Raw genomic sequence first — 15588 nt, 5'->3', positions numbered from 1 at the left:
GTGGATCAGAAGGTGAGGTTCCAGGAGTCGATGTAGCCGGTGTCACCCGAGGCCACATCGCGGACCTGGAGCTTCCAGGTACCGTTCGCGACCTCGCTGGACGCGTCGACCGTGTACGTCGCGAGGACGTTGTCGGCGCTGTCCGAGGAGGAGGACGCCTTCAGGCTGCGCACGGTGCCGTCGGGGGCGACCAGGTCGATGGCCAGGTCCCCGCGCCAGGTGTGCTTGATGTCCACGCCGACCTTGAGGGCGGCGGGGGCGTTGCCGGTGCGGCCGGTGACGGCGATCGAGGACGACACGGTGGTGTTGTCGGAGATCGTCACGTCGTTCGCGTTGGTGAAGACGGTGCCGGTCGGCGGGGTGGTGGTGCCGGTGACGGCGTCCACGGTCTTCGCCGAGTCCGCGATGCCGGTGCCGCAGCCGCCGGTGCAGGTGCCGGGCAGCGGGCGGGCGTTGGTCTTGATCGCGGACTCGATCTCGGCCGGAGTGAGGGTGCTCTTGGCCGACTTGAGCAGAGCGGCGAGGCCGGCGATGTGCGGCGCGGCCATCGAGGTGCCCTGGTAGGGCTTGTAGTTCTCGGCCGACTGGGTCGTCGTGCCCGAGTTCAGCGTGGAGTAGATGCCGTTCTCGGGGGTCGTGACGGTGCCGGGCGTGTCGGTGGAGCGGCGGGTCTCGCCACCGGGGGCGGCCACGTCGACGATCGTGCCGAAGTTGGAGTAGTACGACCGGTTGCCCTCGCGGCTGGTCGACGCCACGTTGATGACGTTGGCGCAGTTCGCCGGAGTGAACCCGGAGGCGTTGGCGTTGCTGTTGCCCGCGGCGACGACGACGGTGGTACCGCGCGAGACGGCGCCGTTGATGGCGGTCTGGTAGACGCTCGGGCAGGTGGAGCTGGCGCCGCCCAGGCTCAGGTTGATGACCTTGGACGGGTTCGCGTTGGCGGGGACGCCCGGCACGGTGCCGCCGGAGGCCCACGTGATGGCGTCGGCGATGTCGGCGGACGAGCCGCCGCACTTGCCGAGCACCCGCACGGGCTGGATCTTCGCGTTGTACGCGATGCCCGCGATGCCCTTGGTGTTGTTCGTGACGGCGCCGATGGTGCCGGCCACGTGGGTGCCGTGCCAGGAGGAGTTGGAGGCCCGGGAGCCGGTGCCGCACTCGCCGTCGGTGGCGTTCCAGTCGCCCTCGTCCTTCGGGTCCGCGTCACGGCCGTTGCCGTCGCGGGCGTCGGCGGACGTGGAGATGAAGTCGTAACCGGAGACGACGTTGGTCGCCAGGTCCGAGTGGGCGGCGTAGCCGGTGTCGATGACGGCGACGGTGACGCCGGAGCCCGTCGTCTTGTCCCAGGCCGCAGGAACGTTCATGCCGCCGGTGGCCTCGAAGAGGTCCCACTGCTTGGCGTAGTCGGTGTCGTTCGGCGCGGCCGCCATCGCGTAGGCGCGGATGTCGGGCTCGACCGAGGCGACGGACGGGTCGGCGCGGAACGCGTCCATGACCTCCGTCACGTCCTGCTTGGTGGCGCTGTCGCCCAGGTCGACCAGGGCGCCACCGCCGGCGAGGCGGCGCTCGAAGGAGAGCGTCTCGCCCGTCTTCGCGGCCTTCTCGGCCGTGTCGCTCTTCGCGGCGGTGTTGGAACCGGCCTCGGCGGCCTGGTTCTTGTAGGTGACGATGACCTTCTCGACCGGGGCGCTCGGCAGCGCCCGCATCGTCTGCGAAGCCGGAGCCGGCTTCGGGGTGGCAGCGCCCGGGGCGGCGGCGAACGCCCCGGTGGTGGCAGCGGCGCCGAGGATCGCGGCGCTCGCGACCACGGATATGACTCTCCGCCTGGAACCGTTCAAGGTGTGGCCCTTTCGAGTACGACGTAACTGCGGAGCAGTGGCGGCGGCGCGGGACTCACGGGGCGAAGTGGGGTCGCTGTCCGTCGGTCCCTGGGCTTGGGGAAGCCCGTGCGCCGCCACCGGCGCGACGGCCCGGGTCAAGGCCGTCCCCGGCGGACACCACCCTCCGCATGCACCTGTCAGGTGCAGCTCGGGGGATGATATCTGCCGGTGCGGAGGACAGTAGGGAACGGGGGAGTGAACCCGATACGGGGAAAACCCTTGTCACCCCTCACCGGGCGGCGGGGGTCCGGGAGAGGTGTGACGGGGGACGGCGGGGGAAGGGCGAAGAGCCGACGGGCTTTCGGTCGGAGACCAGCCCGGAAATCGGCCGGGCAAGAGGCGCGGCGGGGCGGTGTTTCGGCAGGTGGGGCGGGGTGGTACGGAGGCGCTCGGCGCGAATCCGGGGGCGTCCTCAGCCGAGTTCGAGCGTCGTGACGCCGAAGACCCGCTCCCGCGCCACGGGCCGGACCGGACCCGTGTACATGCGGGCCGTCTCGAACGTCGGCTCAAGACCCCGCTCCAGCGCCAGACGTGCTGCCGCCGGGTTCGCCTCGGGCATGTCGACGGCGATCCGCACCGCGCCGAAGTCCCGCGCCTCGGCGGCGAGCGCGTCGAGCAGGGCCGCCGCGTCCGCCGGGGTGTCGGCGAACAGCGGCCCGACGCGCGCCTCGTCCTGTGCGGGGCGGACGACCCCGTACCCGGCCGGTCGGCCGTCGACGACCCGGACCAGGACGCGATGGCCGGGCGTGGTGAGCCATCGGGCGAGGAAACGCGGCCGGTCGGCATGGTGACAGGCGCTGTCGTACGCGGCGATGGCGGCAGGGTCGAGCAGCTCGCCCGGCACCACTCCGGCCACAGGGCGGTCGGGCGCCGGGACCTCGCCCACGAAGCGCGCCGTGCGGTACGCCGGGCTGAAGCCGGAGCGCCGGTAGTTGTCCTGCTGGGCCGGCACCCCGTCGAGCCCGACGGTCCGGTCACCGGCGTGGGCGAGCGCGGCCCGCCAGGTGGCCAGGCCGTGGCCGAGCCCTCGGAGCCCGGGGCGGACGAGGTAGAAGCCGAGGAAGGCGTACGCGTCGCTGTAGTTGACGACCGAGATGGCGGATACCGGCTCCCCGTCGACGCGGCCGAGGAAGAAGCCGTCCGGATCCTGCGCGAAGAAGGCGGGCACGTCGGAGCGCCCGGGATTCCACCCCTCGTCGGCGGCCCAGGAACACACGAGCGCCCAGTCCTCGGGCGTGGCGGGGGCGACGGACAGCGAACCGGAGGAGGCGGGGGCCATGAGGGTTCCTTCTACAGCCGGAGCCGGGCGGGCGGCGGAACGGGTGGACGTCGGGCGTCGGGGGACGGGGCGGAGCGCGCCGAGCATAGTGCCGCCGTACGGCTCCTCCGGCACACGCCGATCGATTCCGGCCGCGCGTCCCTGCGGGGCGCTCGGCGGCGGGGCCGCGTCGCGGTGAGAGGCCCGTCAACCCACCAGCCGGAGGCGGGTTTGTGCCGTGGTGAGGCGGATTGTCTGGCCCCAGGTCAGGTGCAGAGCGTCCGACTCGACGCCGTCGCCGAAGGCCACCAGGCGGTCCGATTCGACGGTGAGGCGCAGGCTCTGGCCCGCGTCGAGGAGGCCCTCGACGCGGCTGGTGCCGGTCGTCGGCGACGGCCAGGCCTCGCGGACGAACCAGGCGAGCCGGTCGTCGGCCGGCGCGGGCAGGGTGAGCGCGCTGGAGCGCTGCTCCCACAGGGAGCGCAACCAGCCCGTGGCCCCGGTGCCGGTGCCGACGAGGACGCCCGACGAGGCCTGCGGCTCGGGCTCCGGATCCGGCTCCGGTGCGACACGAGCACCGTCGAGCCCCAGCGTGTAGCGCGCGGTCTGGTGGCCGGGCGGACCGACGTAGATCTCGTTCAGCGCGAGGAGCCGCTGCGCGTCGTCGGTCACCGCCTCCACCATCGTCAGCTCGTCGGCCGTCGCCCCGGCCCCCGCCGCGTACGGAAGCAGCCGCCGCGCGTGCGCCGCGCGGTGCCGGACCAGGACGCCCGCGTTGCGGCCGGGGTCCGCGTCGATCCCGACGACCGGCTGACCGGTCAGGTACTTCGCCGCGTTGGCGACGAGACCGTCCTGGCCGACCACGACGACGACGTCCTCGGGGCCGAAGAGGAACCGGTCCAGGTCGGCGCGTTCCACCCGGGTCTGCCGCCACGACAGCGGGACCGCGCCCGCCACGTCGGCGAGCGCCCGGTGGGCGCGCTCGTGCCGCTCCCGTACGGCCTCGACCGAGCGGCCGCGCGCGGAGAGGAAGAACGCGGCCTGGCCGTGCGTACCGTGCCGGGCGAGCAGCTCCTCGTACTCCGTCGTCCGGTGCACGAGGACCGCGCGCGGCGCGAGGCTCACGACCGGGCCCCGCCCTCGCCGCCGCCCAGCTTCGCGAGGAGCCCGGTCAGCACGTCCGGGGAGAGCGTGAGGTGCTCGATGCGGGGCAGGTTCTCCGCGGCCCGGTGCACCGCCAGGGCGTGCAGCGTCACCGGCTCCGCCTCCGCGTGCGCCCGCAGCCAGGCCGACTGCGCACCCGCCCGCGCCTCGCCGACCAGCTGCGCCGCCTCGGCCTCGGCCCGGGCGAGCCGGACCTTCCGTACGGCCTCGGCCTCGGCGCGTACCGCGTCGGCGGCCGCGCTCTCCTCGGCCTCGCGGCGCGCGTTGGTGCCGCGCTGCTCGACGAGCCGCTCCTCCTGGCGGGCCAGCTCGATCTTGCTGGCGAGCTCGTTCTCGGCGATGGCGCGCTCGCGCTCGACCGCCACGGCCCGGCGCTCGTACGTGGCGCGGTCCGCCTCCTGCTGGATCTGCTCGCGGGCGGGGGTGCGCAGGGCGCGTTCGACCTCCGGTTCGGGCCGGATCGCGACCACCCGGACGGCGACCAGTTCGATGCCCGTGTCCGGCAGGCGAGGCTCGTCCGCGAGGCCGGCCGCGATCCGGTCGCGTACGGCCGCCACCCCGTCGACGAGCGCCGCCGCCAGCGTCGTACGGGCGAGGACGTCGAGGGCGTGCTGCTGGGCGGTCTCGGTGAGGAGGGTCGCGATCTGCTCCAGCGGAGTACCGCGCCAGGCGCCGGTGTCCGGGTCGATCGAGAAGTCGAGGCGGGTGGCCGCCGCGCCCGGGTCGCCGATCCGGTACGTGACGGTGGACTGCACGCTCACGTCCTGGAAGTCGGCCGTGCGGGCGTGGAAGGCCATCGCCAGCTCCCGGTCGTTCACGGGAACTTCGGAGAGGGCGGCGGTGCGTGGCCGGAACCAGAAACTCAGTCCTTCGCCGTCGTGGACGAGCTGTCCGCGGCGCTGGTGGCGGATGTGGGCGGTGGGCGCGGAGCGCAGATGGCGCCAGCCGGACCGCCGGGTGATGTCAGCCATGGAAACCCCCTTGTCGTCATGTTGACGATAGGGGGTCCCGCTTGTTTTCGTCAATATGACGAAAGTGATCACCCGGACAGCGACGCGGAAGCCGGCTCCACCTCCGGAACGGAGAGGGGAAGGGGGAGGGGGAGGGGTGCGGGGAGGTCGGTGACCCGGGGTGGCGGCACCGGCCGGGACCCCGCCACGACGGTGGAGGTGGAGGAGGCCGAGGAGGTCGAGGGCGACTCGGGGGACTGCGGGCCGCCCTTCGTCAGGAGCACCACGCCCCGCGCCGCGACCAGCGACGCCGCGGCCGCGACCGGCCACCCCCACGCGCCCGCCCGGAAGGTCTCGCCGAGCAGGGCCACTCCGATGATCGCGGCGGCCGCTGGATTGGAGAGGTTGACGACGGCCAGCGGCGCCGCGAGCCCGCCCCGGTAGGCCGCCTGCGAGAGCAGGAGCCCGCCCACGGCGAAGCCCGAGATGAGGACCGCGAGCAGCGCCGTCTGCCACCAGACGGGTTCCCTGCCGGGCAGTTCGAGCGCGAGAGCCGCCGTCAGGGTCTGCGTCAGGGCGGAGCCGACGCCGGACGCGAGGCCGGAGGCGGTCGCGTGCCCGAGCCCGCGGCCGCCCTTGCCTCCCGTGCCGGCGCGCCTCCGCGACACGCGGCCCGAGGCCAGTGCGGCGATGAGGAGAGCCGTCGCCGCGGCGACGATCAGGGCCTCGCGCAGGCTGAGCGCCTCGCCCGGCTCCGCCGGTCCGGTCATCGCGACCAGGCCGACGAGCCCGCCCAGGGTCAGCAGCGCTCCGCGCCACTCGGTCCGGGTCACGCGTCGGCGCGCGCAGTACGCGCCCAGCGGCAGCGCCGCCACGAGCGTCAGGGCGCCGAGCGGCTGAACGAGGGTCAGCGGCCCGTAGTGCAGGGCGGCCACATGGGCGAGGGCCCCGGCGGCGTTCAGGCCGACCGCCCACCACCACTGCCCGCGGGCGAGGAGCGCGCGGAGCGCCCCGCGCCCGGCGGGGGTGGCCGAGGAAGCGGCGAGCCGTGACTGCGCGACGGCGGCGAGCGCGTACCCGGCGGCGGAGACGAGCGAGAGGAGCACCGCGAGGACGGTGCCGGCGACGGGGCTCATCGCAGGGCCCCGGCCGGGAGGGCACTCGTACGGCGCTGGCCCGGCACGGTCGGCGGCGGCGTACCGCGGCGGTCCGGGGCCCGGAAGGCGAGCAGAGCGAGGCCGAGGAGTGCGGCGGCGGCCAGGGCGTCGAACCAGTAGTGGTTGGCGGTGCCGACGACGACGAGCAGGGTGATCAGCGGGTGCAGCAGCCACAGCACGCGCCAGCGGGAGCGGGTGGCGGCGATCAGGCCGATCGCGACCATCAGGGCCCAGCCGAAGTGCAGCGACGGCATGGCGGCGAACTGGTTCGCCATCGAGTCCGCCTCGGGGGTGGCCCCGTACACGGAGGGGCCGTAGACCCGCGCCGTGTCGACGAGGCCGGTGGCGGCGAGCATGCGCGGCGGGGCTAGCGGCATCAGCAGATGCAGGGCGAGCGCGGCGCCGGTGAGGAGCGCGAGGACGCGGCGCGACCACACGTAGTGGGCGGGGCGGCGCCAGTACAGCCAGCCGAGGAAGGCGAGGGTGGCCGGGAAGTGCACGGCCGCGTAGTAGGTGTTGGCGGCCCGGATCAGTGGTTCGCCGTGCATCAGCAGCTGCTGGATCGTTCCCTCGCCGGGGAGGTGGAGCGCGCGCTCGGCGTCCCAGACGAGGTCGGCGTTGCGGAAGGCGCGCGTCTCGTGGCCGTTGGCGACGAGCCGGCCGAGCTTGTAGACGAGGAAGAGCGCGGTGACGAGCAGGAACTCGCGCAGGAGCGGTGGTCGCGCGGCCGTCTCGCGGGCTTCGGGGCCTTCGTGATCCTCGCGGCCTTCGGGCTCGCCGGGGCCGGGGGTGGCCGTCGTCCCCGGTCCTGGAGGACGTCGTCCTCGTGTCCCGCGTATCCCGGCAGCCATCGCGCGGCCCCTCTAATCCGTCAAACCGGTAACAAACGGAGTGAGCCTAGATCCGTTTTCATCGAGACGCAAGCGTCTCGATACGTTTGCGTCTCGATTGTGCACCCCCTACTCTCGTATGTGCAGAGGCAGAGGTGTCCGGGAGGATTCGATGTCCACACAGGCCGCGACCGCCGCAGCCCGTCGCAGCAAGATCACGCCGGAGCGTGAGACGGAGCTGTACGACGCGGTGATCTGCCTCCTCAGAGAAGGCGGCTACGACTCGGTGACCATGGAGGGAGTCGCGGCCCGCACCAAGTGCGGCAAGGCCACCCTCTACCGCCAGTGGGGCACGAAGCCGCAGCTCGTCACCGCCGCCCTCGCCCGGCGCCGCTGCACCGTCTTCACCGGCATCGACACCGGCTCCCTCGCCGGAGACCTGCGCGAGGCCGCCCGGATCGCCGCCTCCCACCGCGAACGCGACGCCGAGCTCATGGAGGCCGTGGCCCAGGCCTTCATCCAGCACCCCGACCTGCGCGCCGCGCTCCGCGAGACCGTCATCGCCCCCGAGGTCGCGGCCATCGACGCCGTGGTGGCGCGCGCGGTCGAGCGGGGCGAGATCGCCGCCGACAACCCCGCGATCGCCTTCGTCGCCCCCTGCTTCATGGGCATGCTCCGCATCGAGCGGATCTTCGAGGAGCGGTTCGCCGAGACCTCGACCATGCGCGGCTTCGTGGACGGCGTCCTCCTTCCGGCGCTGCGCGCCGAGAGGTGACCACCCGGCCCGTCCGGCACCCTGGAGACATGCCGCCGAGCGACCCCCACGCCCACCCCCACCCCCACGCCCGCGTCCGCGTCCGCCGGATCTACGAGACCCCGTCGTCCGACGACGGCGTACGCGTCCTCGTCGACCGGCTCTGGCCCCGCGGGCTCGCCAGGACGGACGCCCGCATCGACGAGTGGCCCAAGGCCCTGACACCCTCCACCGAACTGCGCCGCTGGTACCACGGCCCCGAGGGGGAGTACGCGGAGTTCTGCCGGCGGTACGAGGCCGAGCTCGCCGCCCCCGAGGCCGCCGCGGCCCTCGACCGGCTCCGGGAGCTGGCCGCACGGGACACCGTCACGCTGCTCACCGCCGCCAAGGACCCGTCGGTCAGCCACACGTCCGTACTGGAACGCGAACTCGCCCCGCAGGCAGGGGAGTAGCGGGACTCACGCGCCCGGGCCGCGCAACAGCGGCGCCTCCGCCGCCGCGTCGACCTCCGTGCGGGCCGCCTCGGAACGGTCGGCCAACTCCCGCGCCCACGCCACGAGTCCGCCGACATCGATCCCGTACGGACTGTCGTCCGCACTGCAATGCGGACCGCCGTGCGACCTCCCCAGTGAGACGAGCCGGTCGGCGCCCCTGCGCAGCAGCCGCGCCCCGCCCTCCCGGTTCCCGCGCGCCGCGTGCGTGAGGCCGACCGCGAGCTGCGCGAGCCCCTGCCACAGGTCGCGTTCCGCCTCGGGGCCCGACTTCCAGGCGTCCTCGAAGACCTCGTGGGCGTGGAAGGGCATCCCGGCGTCCAGGAGCCGCTGCGCCTCGCGCAAGGTCTCGGCGGGGGTGCGCACGACGCCCTCGGGCTGCCGGGGCACTCCCTCCACCCCGTAGGGCAAGGGGCGGCCGAGCCCGTCACGGGGGCGTGCGCTCCGCGCCCGGCCCTCCTCGTCGCGATCCCTCGTCGTCCCGTTCACCCGTCCATTGTCGCCCCCGGAACGATCAGGGGCGGTAGGCTCGTCGGTCCGACGTTTCCCGGGTCCGTGCGGGTCGCACGGGCCGGGCGGGTCGCGTCGTGCCCGTAGCTCTTGTGGGGGAGTGAGTCACCGGTGCCGTCGGAACCCGAACAGCCGCTGCCCGTGGGGTCGTTCACGACCCTGGCCGCGGCCGCCCGCCCCGGGCGGGGCGTCCTGCTCGAACGCGGACCGGAGCTCGCCGCGGCCTTCCACGCCGTCGACGCGCTCGTCGCCGGGGCCGCGGCCGGCGGACCCGCCCAGGGCGGCGTCCTCGTCCTCCGGGGCGACCCGGGCGTCGGCAAGACGACCCTCCTCGCCGAGATCCACCGCATGGCCCGGGACCGGTGCACGGTCCTGACCGCCCGTGGCGGCGAGACCCTCACCCCGGTCCCCTTCCACCTCACCCGCCAGCTCCTCCAGCCCGCCCTGGACGGCTACGGCCCCGACGGCGTCCACCACCTCTTCGGCGACCACTTCGCCCTCGTCGCCCCCGCCCTCGGTCTCGCCCCGCCGCCCCCGCCGTCGGCCGCGCCCGCCGACCCGCAGGGCGTACAGGACGGCCTGGTCCGGCTCCTCGACCGCCTCGCGGACGGGCTGCGCGACCGGCCCCCGGTGCTGCTCGTGGACGACGCCCACTGGGCCGACACGGAGACCCTGACCTGGCTCGACGCCTTCACGCGCACGCGACAGGACCGCCGGCTGCCGGTCCTCGTCGTCCTCGCCCACCGCACGCTGCCGAGCGACGGGGGCGACCGAGGCGAAGGGGGTGAAGGGAGCGAAGGGGACGGCGACACGCATCCGCTCGCCGGACTGGCGGACCGCGCCCTCCTGACGCTCGGGCTGCACGCCCTCACCCGCGAGGCCACCGACGAGCTCGCCCGCGAGGCGCTCGGCGCCCACGCGGACGAGCAGTTCTGCCGGGAGCTCTGGACGGTGACCGCCGGTAACCCGTACGAGACGGTCGAACTCCTCGCCAAGGTCAGGGACCGGACGCTCGAACCCGTCGCGAGCACGGCGGGCCTCCTCCGGGGCCTCGCCGCGGGCGCCCGCGGCGGCGGTCTCGTCACCCGCCTCGAAGCGCTCGGCAGCGGCCCGACCCGCCTCGCCTGGGCGGTCGCCGTCCTCGGCGCGGACAGCACCCCGGACCTCCTCGCGCAGCTCACGGGCATGGACGCGCAGGAGCTCGCCGACCACACGGAACGGCTCCGCCGGGCCAGGATCGTCACGGCCCCGCCGCCACGGAACCCGCCCGCCGGCCCGCCGCTGGAGTTCGCGCACCCGCTCATCGGAACCGCCGTCTACGGCTCGGTGCCGTCGGCCGTCCGTACCGCCCTGCACGGGCGTGCCGCCTGGGCCCTCACCGAAGCAGGCCACGGACCGGCGGCCGCCTCCCGCCACCTCCTCGAAGTCCACCCGGACGACGACGAGGACGTCGTCCGCCGGCTACGGGCCGCCGCCGTCGAGCACCTGGTCGTCGGAGCCCCCGACGCGGCCCGCCGCTGCCTGGAACGGGCCCTCGCGGAGCCGCCCGGCCCCGCCACGTACGCCAGAGTCCTGTACGAACTCGGCTGCGCGTCCCTGCTCACGGCACCCGCCGCCACCGTCCTCCACCTGCGCTCCGCGCTCGACCTGCCCGGCCTCGACGACGCCCTGCGCACCGACGCGACCTACCGGCTCGCGCAGGCCCTCGCCCACAACAACCAGCTTCACGAGGCCGCGCGGGCCGTCGCCGCCGAGGCGGCCCGCACCCCGCCGGGCACCGGCCGACGCCGCCTCCAGGCAGCCCACTTCATGTACGAGGGCTTCCAGGCGACCGAGGAGGACGGCCCCGACCGCTCCCGCCGCCTGGCCGCGCTGACCGCGGACTACACCGGCGCCGACGACTCCGAACGCGCCCTCCTCGCCGTCCGGGCCTTCGACGCGATGCTCCGCGGCGAACCCGCCGCCGAGGTCGTACGCCTCTGCGACCGCGCCCTCGTCGACGGCCTGCCCGCCCGCGGCCTCGGCTGGACGAACCCCACCTGGGGCTTCGAGATCCCGGCCCTCACCGGCATCGCGTACGTGTTCGCCGACCGGCCCGACCGGGCCGAGGCCCTGTTCACCGAGGCGGTCCGGGCCTTCGAGATCTCCGGCTGGAGCGGCGCCCACCTCGCCTTCGCCCGCACCCTCCTCGGCCTGGTGCACCGGCGCCGCGGCGACCTGCCGCGCGCCCAGCACCACCTGGAGGAGGGGCTGCGCCTGGCCGACCGGGTCGGCGACGGGCTTCCCGTCCACTGGGACACCGCCTGCCTCCTCGTCGACACCCTCCTCGCCCGCGGCCGTACCGCCGAGGCACGGAGCATCGCCGACCGCTACGCCTTCGGCCCGCCCTGGCCGGGCGCGATCGTGCTGCCCGACGGCCCCAGCGTCCTCGGCCGGCTGCTGCTCGCCGAAGGCCGCGCCGAGGAGGCCGTACGCACCCTCGAAGAGGCCGCCGAGGCGCTGACCACCCGCGGCCGGCACCACGTCGTCTGGGCCCCCTGGCCCTTCGACCTCGCCCGGGCCCTCGCCCACCAGGACCCGGACCGCGCGGCGCGCATCGCCGCCGACGCCCTGACCCACGCCGAACGCCTCGGTACCCCCACGGCCCTGGGCGAGGCCCTGCGCTGCGCCGCCCTCTTCGCGGACCCGCCGGAGGCCCGCGACCTCCTCACCCGGGCCGTCGCCCACCTCGCGGCCTCCCCGTCCCGCTACGAGGAGGCCCGTGCCCACCTCGACCTCGGCCACGCCACCGGCTCCCCCGCCGCCCTCGCCCGAGCGGCCACCCTGGCCGCCACCTGCGGCGCAGACGCCCTCGCCGCGGCAGCGGTGACAGCCCGTGCGTCAGCCCACCCCCCGGAGTGAGGTAGTGTTTCTCCTGCACGCCGACGCGGGGATAACCCGCGGGAGACGCGCATCGGGACGTGGCGCAGCTTGGTAGCGCACTTGACTGGGGGTCAAGGGGTCGCAGGTTCAAATCCTGTCGTCCCGACTTTTCGAAGTCGCAGGTCAGGGGCCGTTTCAGAGAAATCTGAAACGGCCCCTGACTCGTTTTTGGGGACCACTTGGGGACCAACTCGCCTTGACCGCGTCAGCGGGCGACCACAATCGGGCTTGCCAGGGACCGGGGCGCGCGGAGCACGCTGAGGTGTGCCGAGAGTGCGGCGCCGGCTGCGGTGATCTTGTGCACGTCGGGGTGCAGGTATCGCTGGGTGGTGGTCAGCGAGCCATGGCCGGCGATCTTGCGGAGGACGTGCACCTGGACCCCGGCGTCGGCGAACCAGGTGAGTCCCGTGTGCCGGAGGTCGTGGCGGCGAAGGTGCTCGTAGCCGAGCTTCAGGACGACGTCGTCCCAGTGGGTCGCGTCGCGCAGGACCGCGGTGGAGATGCGGCCGCCCCGGGGTCCGGTGAACATGCGCGCGTCGGGATCGGGGCCGGCGGCCAGGATGCGCTGCGCGACGAGGGGGCGGATCTCCTCGATGATGGGGACCTGGCGGGCCCGCTTACCCTTCGTCCCCTTGTCGACGAGGCCGCCGGGAGCGGGGGTGGTCTGGCGCCGGACGGTCCAGATCCAGTTGGTCGTGTCGATGTCCCCGACCCGGCAGCCAGAGACCTCACCGATACGCGCGGCCGTACATGCGGCGAAGAGGACGACCTCGCCCCAGCCCCGGTACTCGCCGTGGGAGGCGGCCACGAGCGCTTCGGCCAGCTCGACGAGCGCCTCCCAGCCGGGCAGTGCCAGAGCTCGCGGGTCGAGGAGCTCGTCCTCGGCCTGCTTGTAGAGCTTCTGCCAGCCCGTCACGCGGGCCGGGTTGACCTTGATGATGCCGTCCCGGACCGCCTGCTCCATGACGCGGACCAGGACGGCGATGGTGTTCTTGACGGTCGAGCGACCGTGCTCGTCGGCGATCCAGTTCTGCACGGTGCGGTCGATGGCACCGTTGGTGATCATCCGGACCGGCAGGTGCCCGAGGGCCGGCACTACGCGTACTCGCCATCCTGAGAGATAGGGGTCGCGCGTCTTCAATTCCAGACCGCGTAGGGCGAGTTCCATGTTCGTTTCGCCGTAGTCGGCGAGCTTCATGGTAGCCATCGAGGGGGAGAGGCCGGCCTCCGCTGCCTCGATGATGGTCTGGATCCACGCCTGTGCTTCTTCTTCGCTGTCCTTTCCCTCGGACACGGACTTCCGGCGCTTGGTCGTGGGGTCGAACCAGCGGACGCGGGCACGGTACGGGTTGGCTCTATTGGGCCTGTATTCGACGTCCGTGGAGAGGCGTACGCCGACAGGAACGGTCTCTATATGGGCCATCAAGCCGCCTTGCTGGGGGCTATGCGGCGGCTGTGCAGCCATTCCTCGATGTCAGCCGCGCTGTACATGACGACGCGTTCCGAAATGGAGACGAACGGGGGGCCCTGGGGCGGCTGGGCGGTTCGCCATCGCCGCAGGGTCGAGGCGTCGATGCGGAGGCGGATGGCGAGGTCCTTGGTCGAGTACCAGGCGCTGGCGAGGAGAGGTGGACGACTGTTGGCCGGGTCACCTTGGTACTGGAGCGTGGGGTGCGCGGCGGCCTCCATGTCGGCGTTCGGTGCGGCGAAGTCCATGGGGGATGTGGGCTCGTGGGGCAAGGGCGAATGGTCTCCGGGGGACGGAACACTAAACGGATTCGTGCGAGAGTCCAGAGACGAACGGCACAGTTCGCGAAGGGAGAACGAACCGTGGGGCGGGGGTGAGCCCGTCGGTTCGAACTTCTTCCCGAGGTCATCCGAAGGTGCTCCGTGGATGGGCGAGGGCAATCAATCGTCCTTGGAAGCACCGGTTTCCCTAACCGGGGCTTTGCCGCTATATATGACCGGCCGTAGCGCGAGTGTCGCGCCCCGCCTCACCATCGGCATGACGGCGTGCCCACCGTGGAGGGCCTGACCTGCGGCGACATATCCTCACGCCTTCTTCACAGCATCGAGGTCTCTCGCGGAAACAATTCAGCCTTCTTTCGGCGTTAGTGATCTCCTAGCCGAGAAGGGGGAGGTGTCGGACCTGAAACTGTTTCGCGCGACGAATAGCGGCATGACCGAGGTCGTGCCGCGTCTCGCCGAGGTCGAGTCGGATGTGCAGCACCTCGTTGAGACGCACATGGAGACGATGCTGGGCGTTCGCTTCCTGGCGAGCGAGTACAGCACTGGGCCGGTCCATGGCGGCCGGATCGACTCGGTCGGGCTCGACGAAAACGGCTCTCCGGTGATCGTGGAGTACAAGCGGGGGACTGACCCCGGTGTGATCAACCAGGGGCTCTTCTACCTGGCGTGGCTCGTGGACCACAAAGAGGAGTTCAGGCGATTGGTCCGCGACCGCCTCGGGGCCTCGGCCGCCGCGCAGGTCCTCTGGAGCACGCCCAGACTGGTGTGCGTGGCCGGCGACTTCACGCGCTACGACGTGCACGCGGTGCGTGAGCACCGGCGCAGCATCGACCTGGTTCGATATCGCTTCTTCGGCAAGAGCCTCATCGGTCTGGAGACCGTGGCCTCCGTTTCGGCTCGAACGTCCGCATCGAATCGTGTGCGTCGGGGTGCTGACGCGCAGCCGCCCCGCAACGGTCAGCTCGGTGCGCTGGCAGCAGAAGTCGACGAGATGCTGCTTGGCCTCGGCGACGGCATCACCCGAGTCCAGCGCAAGCAGTACCGCGCCTACCAGCGCCTGCGGAACTTCGCTTGCGTCTGCCCGCCACAGAAGACCAAGCTCCTCGTCTACCTCAAGGTCGACCCGAGCACGGTCGACATCATCCCCGGCCTCACACGGGATGTGAGGGGACTCGGGCACCATGGCACGGGCGACCTGGAGGTGCAGCTGCGTTCCGAGCGAGACCTTGAGCGAGCGCAGGACCTGTTCCGCGCGAGCTACGCGGCAGCATGAAAAGGCATCGGTCGCCTGACCATAAGCGGCTCGGCCTCTTGACCCGGACCACCACGTTCGTCACCAACCAGCGGGTTTGGCAGTGCCCATGGCGCGGGTGACGGTGATCTCGATGACCACGCGGTTCGGGTTGACCCGCGGAGGCTTGTAGCGTTCGGTGTAGCGGCGCTCGGCCTCCGCGACCGATTCGGGATCGTCCTTGATGACTGCCGTGCCTTCCAAGGTGCACCAGCGCCGTCCGTCGGCTTGGGCTACGGCAGCTCGGGCCGCAGGGCCGGCGGCGCGAATGTTGCGCACTTTCCTGCTGGCGCCGTCGCTGATGACTCGGGCGATCCGGGTTTCGGGGTCGTACGTGACGCCGACGGGCACGAGGTGCGGGGTGCCGTCAGGCCGGTGGGTGGTGAGGAAACACACCCGGCGTTCCTGCCAGAAGGCGTCACCGCCGTCAGCGGCGGGCGGGGTGTCGACGTTCAATGTGGGTCTCCTCAGTGCGTACGGTGCGACTACGCAGCCTGCGTTTCACGTCCCGATGCGGGAGGTGGTCGGTGCCTGCCCTTCGACGGTACGCGAGGACACTGACCGTTCGTTTGAAGTACTTGGTCGCTCGAGATGACCAAGCCCTTTGGCCTAGGTCTGCCACAGTCCCTCTG

14 protein-coding genes and 1 tRNA gene are annotated in these 15588 nt (G+C 72.8%); 5 read left to right on the top strand and 10 right to left on the bottom strand.

All coding sequences use genetic code 11. From position 1 onward, the window contains the following. Positions 1-5: 5 nt before the first annotated feature. From OG357_RS06065 to OG357_RS06040, 6 genes are all read right to left on the bottom strand, one after another. Positions 6-1706, bottom strand: coding sequence for a S8 family serine peptidase (locus tag OG357_RS06065; protein WP_329625498.1), 1701 nt, complete (start codon positions 1704-1706; stop codon positions 6-8). 586 nt (positions 1707-2292) lie between these two features. Further along, a complete protein-coding gene (locus tag OG357_RS06060; protein WP_329620149.1) occupies positions 2293-3159 on the bottom strand; it encodes a GNAT family N-acetyltransferase in 867 nt (288 codons plus the stop codon). A 186-nt stretch (positions 3160-3345) separates the two neighbouring features. Next, positions 3346-4263, bottom strand: coding sequence for a hypothetical protein (locus OG357_RS06055; protein WP_329620148.1), 918 nt, complete (start codon positions 4261-4263; stop codon positions 3346-3348). After that, a complete protein-coding gene (locus tag OG357_RS06050; RefSeq protein ID WP_329620147.1) occupies positions 4260-5273 on the bottom strand; it encodes an SPFH domain-containing protein in 1014 nt (337 codons plus the stop codon). Before OG357_RS06050 ends, OG357_RS06055 begins: the two co-directional genes overlap by 4 nt. A gap of 68 nt (positions 5274-5341) precedes the next feature. Beyond that, positions 5342-6388: a DMT family transporter gene (locus OG357_RS06045; RefSeq protein ID WP_329620146.1), complete on the bottom strand. Its 1047-nt coding sequence runs from the start codon at positions 6386-6388 to the stop codon at positions 5342-5344. After that, entirely contained in the window at positions 6385-7260 is an 876-nt protein-coding gene (locus OG357_RS06040) for a phosphatase PAP2 family protein (protein WP_329620145.1), read from the bottom strand. The genes OG357_RS06045 and OG357_RS06040 overlap by 4 nt, the downstream gene beginning before the upstream one ends. A gap of 151 nt (positions 7261-7411) precedes the next feature. Between OG357_RS06040 and OG357_RS06035 the strand changes: the two genes are divergently transcribed. After that, positions 7412-8014 carry a TetR/AcrR family transcriptional regulator gene (locus tag OG357_RS06035; RefSeq protein WP_329620144.1) on the top strand — a complete coding sequence of 201 codons (603 nt, stop codon included), beginning with the start codon at positions 7412-7414 and terminating at the stop codon, positions 8012-8014. A 29-nt stretch (positions 8015-8043) separates the two neighbouring features. Further along, positions 8044-8445 (top strand): DUF488 domain-containing protein, encoded by a 402-nt coding sequence (locus OG357_RS06030; protein ID WP_329620143.1) that lies wholly within the window; start codon positions 8044-8046, stop codon positions 8443-8445. 6 nt (positions 8446-8451) lie between these two features. Here the strand turns inward: OG357_RS06030 and OG357_RS06025 are convergent, their stop codons facing one another. Next, on the bottom strand, positions 8452-8973 hold the full coding sequence (locus OG357_RS06025) for a DUF309 domain-containing protein (RefSeq protein WP_329620142.1): 522 nt from the start codon (positions 8971-8973) through the stop codon (positions 8452-8454). A gap of 162 nt (positions 8974-9135) precedes the next feature. Here OG357_RS06025 and OG357_RS06020 point away from each other — a divergent pair, with 162 nt between their 5' ends. Then, positions 9136-11895 (top strand): AAA family ATPase, encoded by a 2760-nt coding sequence (locus OG357_RS06020; protein ID WP_329625497.1) that lies wholly within the window; start codon positions 9136-9138, stop codon positions 11893-11895. A 53-nt stretch (positions 11896-11948) separates the two neighbouring features. Next, a tRNA-Pro gene (locus OG357_RS06015) sits at positions 11949-12022 on the top strand. Positions 12023-12121: 99 nt separating this feature from the next. Here the strand turns inward: OG357_RS06015 and OG357_RS06010 are convergent. Both OG357_RS06010 and OG357_RS06005 read right to left on the bottom strand, forming a co-directional pair. Continuing rightward, positions 12122-13339 carry a tyrosine-type recombinase/integrase gene (locus tag OG357_RS06010; RefSeq protein ID WP_329620141.1) on the bottom strand — a complete coding sequence of 406 codons (1218 nt, stop codon included), beginning with the start codon at positions 13337-13339 and terminating at the stop codon, positions 12122-12124. After that, positions 13339-13656 carry a helix-turn-helix transcriptional regulator gene (locus tag OG357_RS06005; protein WP_329620140.1) on the bottom strand — a complete coding sequence of 106 codons (318 nt, stop codon included), beginning with the start codon at positions 13654-13656 and terminating at the stop codon, positions 13339-13341. The genes OG357_RS06010 and OG357_RS06005 overlap by 1 nt, the downstream gene beginning before the upstream one ends. Positions 13657-14056: 400 nt before the next feature. Here OG357_RS06005 and OG357_RS06000 point away from each other — a divergent pair, with 400 nt between their 5' ends. After that, positions 14057-14938, top strand: coding sequence for a DUF5655 domain-containing protein (locus tag OG357_RS06000; protein ID WP_329620139.1), 882 nt, complete (start codon positions 14057-14059; stop codon positions 14936-14938). 60 nt (positions 14939-14998) lie between these two features. On the opposite strand, the gene OG357_RS05995 is transcribed toward OG357_RS06000, so the two are convergent. Continuing rightward, positions 14999-15412, bottom strand: a complete 414-nt coding sequence (locus tag OG357_RS05995) for a TIGR03618 family F420-dependent PPOX class oxidoreductase (protein WP_329620138.1) — start codon at positions 15410-15412, stop codon at positions 14999-15001. Positions 15413-15588 lie beyond the last annotated feature (176 nt).

The organism is Streptomyces sp. NBC_01255 (genome assembly GCF_036226445.1).
In the GTDB taxonomy this organism is placed as follows: Bacteria; Actinomycetota; Actinomycetes; order Streptomycetales; family Streptomycetaceae; genus Streptomyces.
Note: the sequence above shows the minus strand (reverse complement) of the source record. Positions and strands in the feature narration are given on the sequence as shown.

Bases quoted from the DNA above. Each gene is read 5' to 3' on its own strand.
- OG357_RS06065 (WP_329625498.1), bottom strand. From the start codon at position 1,706: ATGCGGGCGCTGCCGAGCGCCCCGGTCGAGAAGGTCATCGTCACCTAC.
- OG357_RS06060 (WP_329620149.1), bottom strand. From the start codon at position 3,159: ATGGCCCCCGCCTCCTCCGGTTCGCTGTCCGTCGCCCCCGCCACGCCC.
- OG357_RS06050 (WP_329620147.1), bottom strand. From the start codon at position 5,273: ATGGCTGACATCACCCGGCGGTCCGGCTGGCGCCATCTGCGCTCCGCG.
- OG357_RS06045 (WP_329620146.1), bottom strand. From the start codon at position 6,388: ATGAGCCCCGTCGCCGGCACCGTCCTCGCGGTGCTCCTCTCGCTCGTC.
- OG357_RS06040 (WP_329620145.1), bottom strand. From the start codon at position 7,260: ATGGCTGCCGGGATACGCGGGACACGAGGACGACGTCCTCCAGGACCG.
- OG357_RS06035 (WP_329620144.1), top strand. From the start codon at position 7,412: ATGTCCACACAGGCCGCGACCGCCGCAGCCCGTCGCAGCAAGATCACG.
- OG357_RS06030 (WP_329620143.1), top strand. From the start codon at position 8,044: ATGCCGCCGAGCGACCCCCACGCCCACCCCCACCCCCACGCCCGCGTC.
- OG357_RS06010 (WP_329620141.1), bottom strand. From the start codon at position 13,339: ATGGCCCATATAGAGACCGTTCCTGTCGGCGTACGCCTCTCCACGGAC.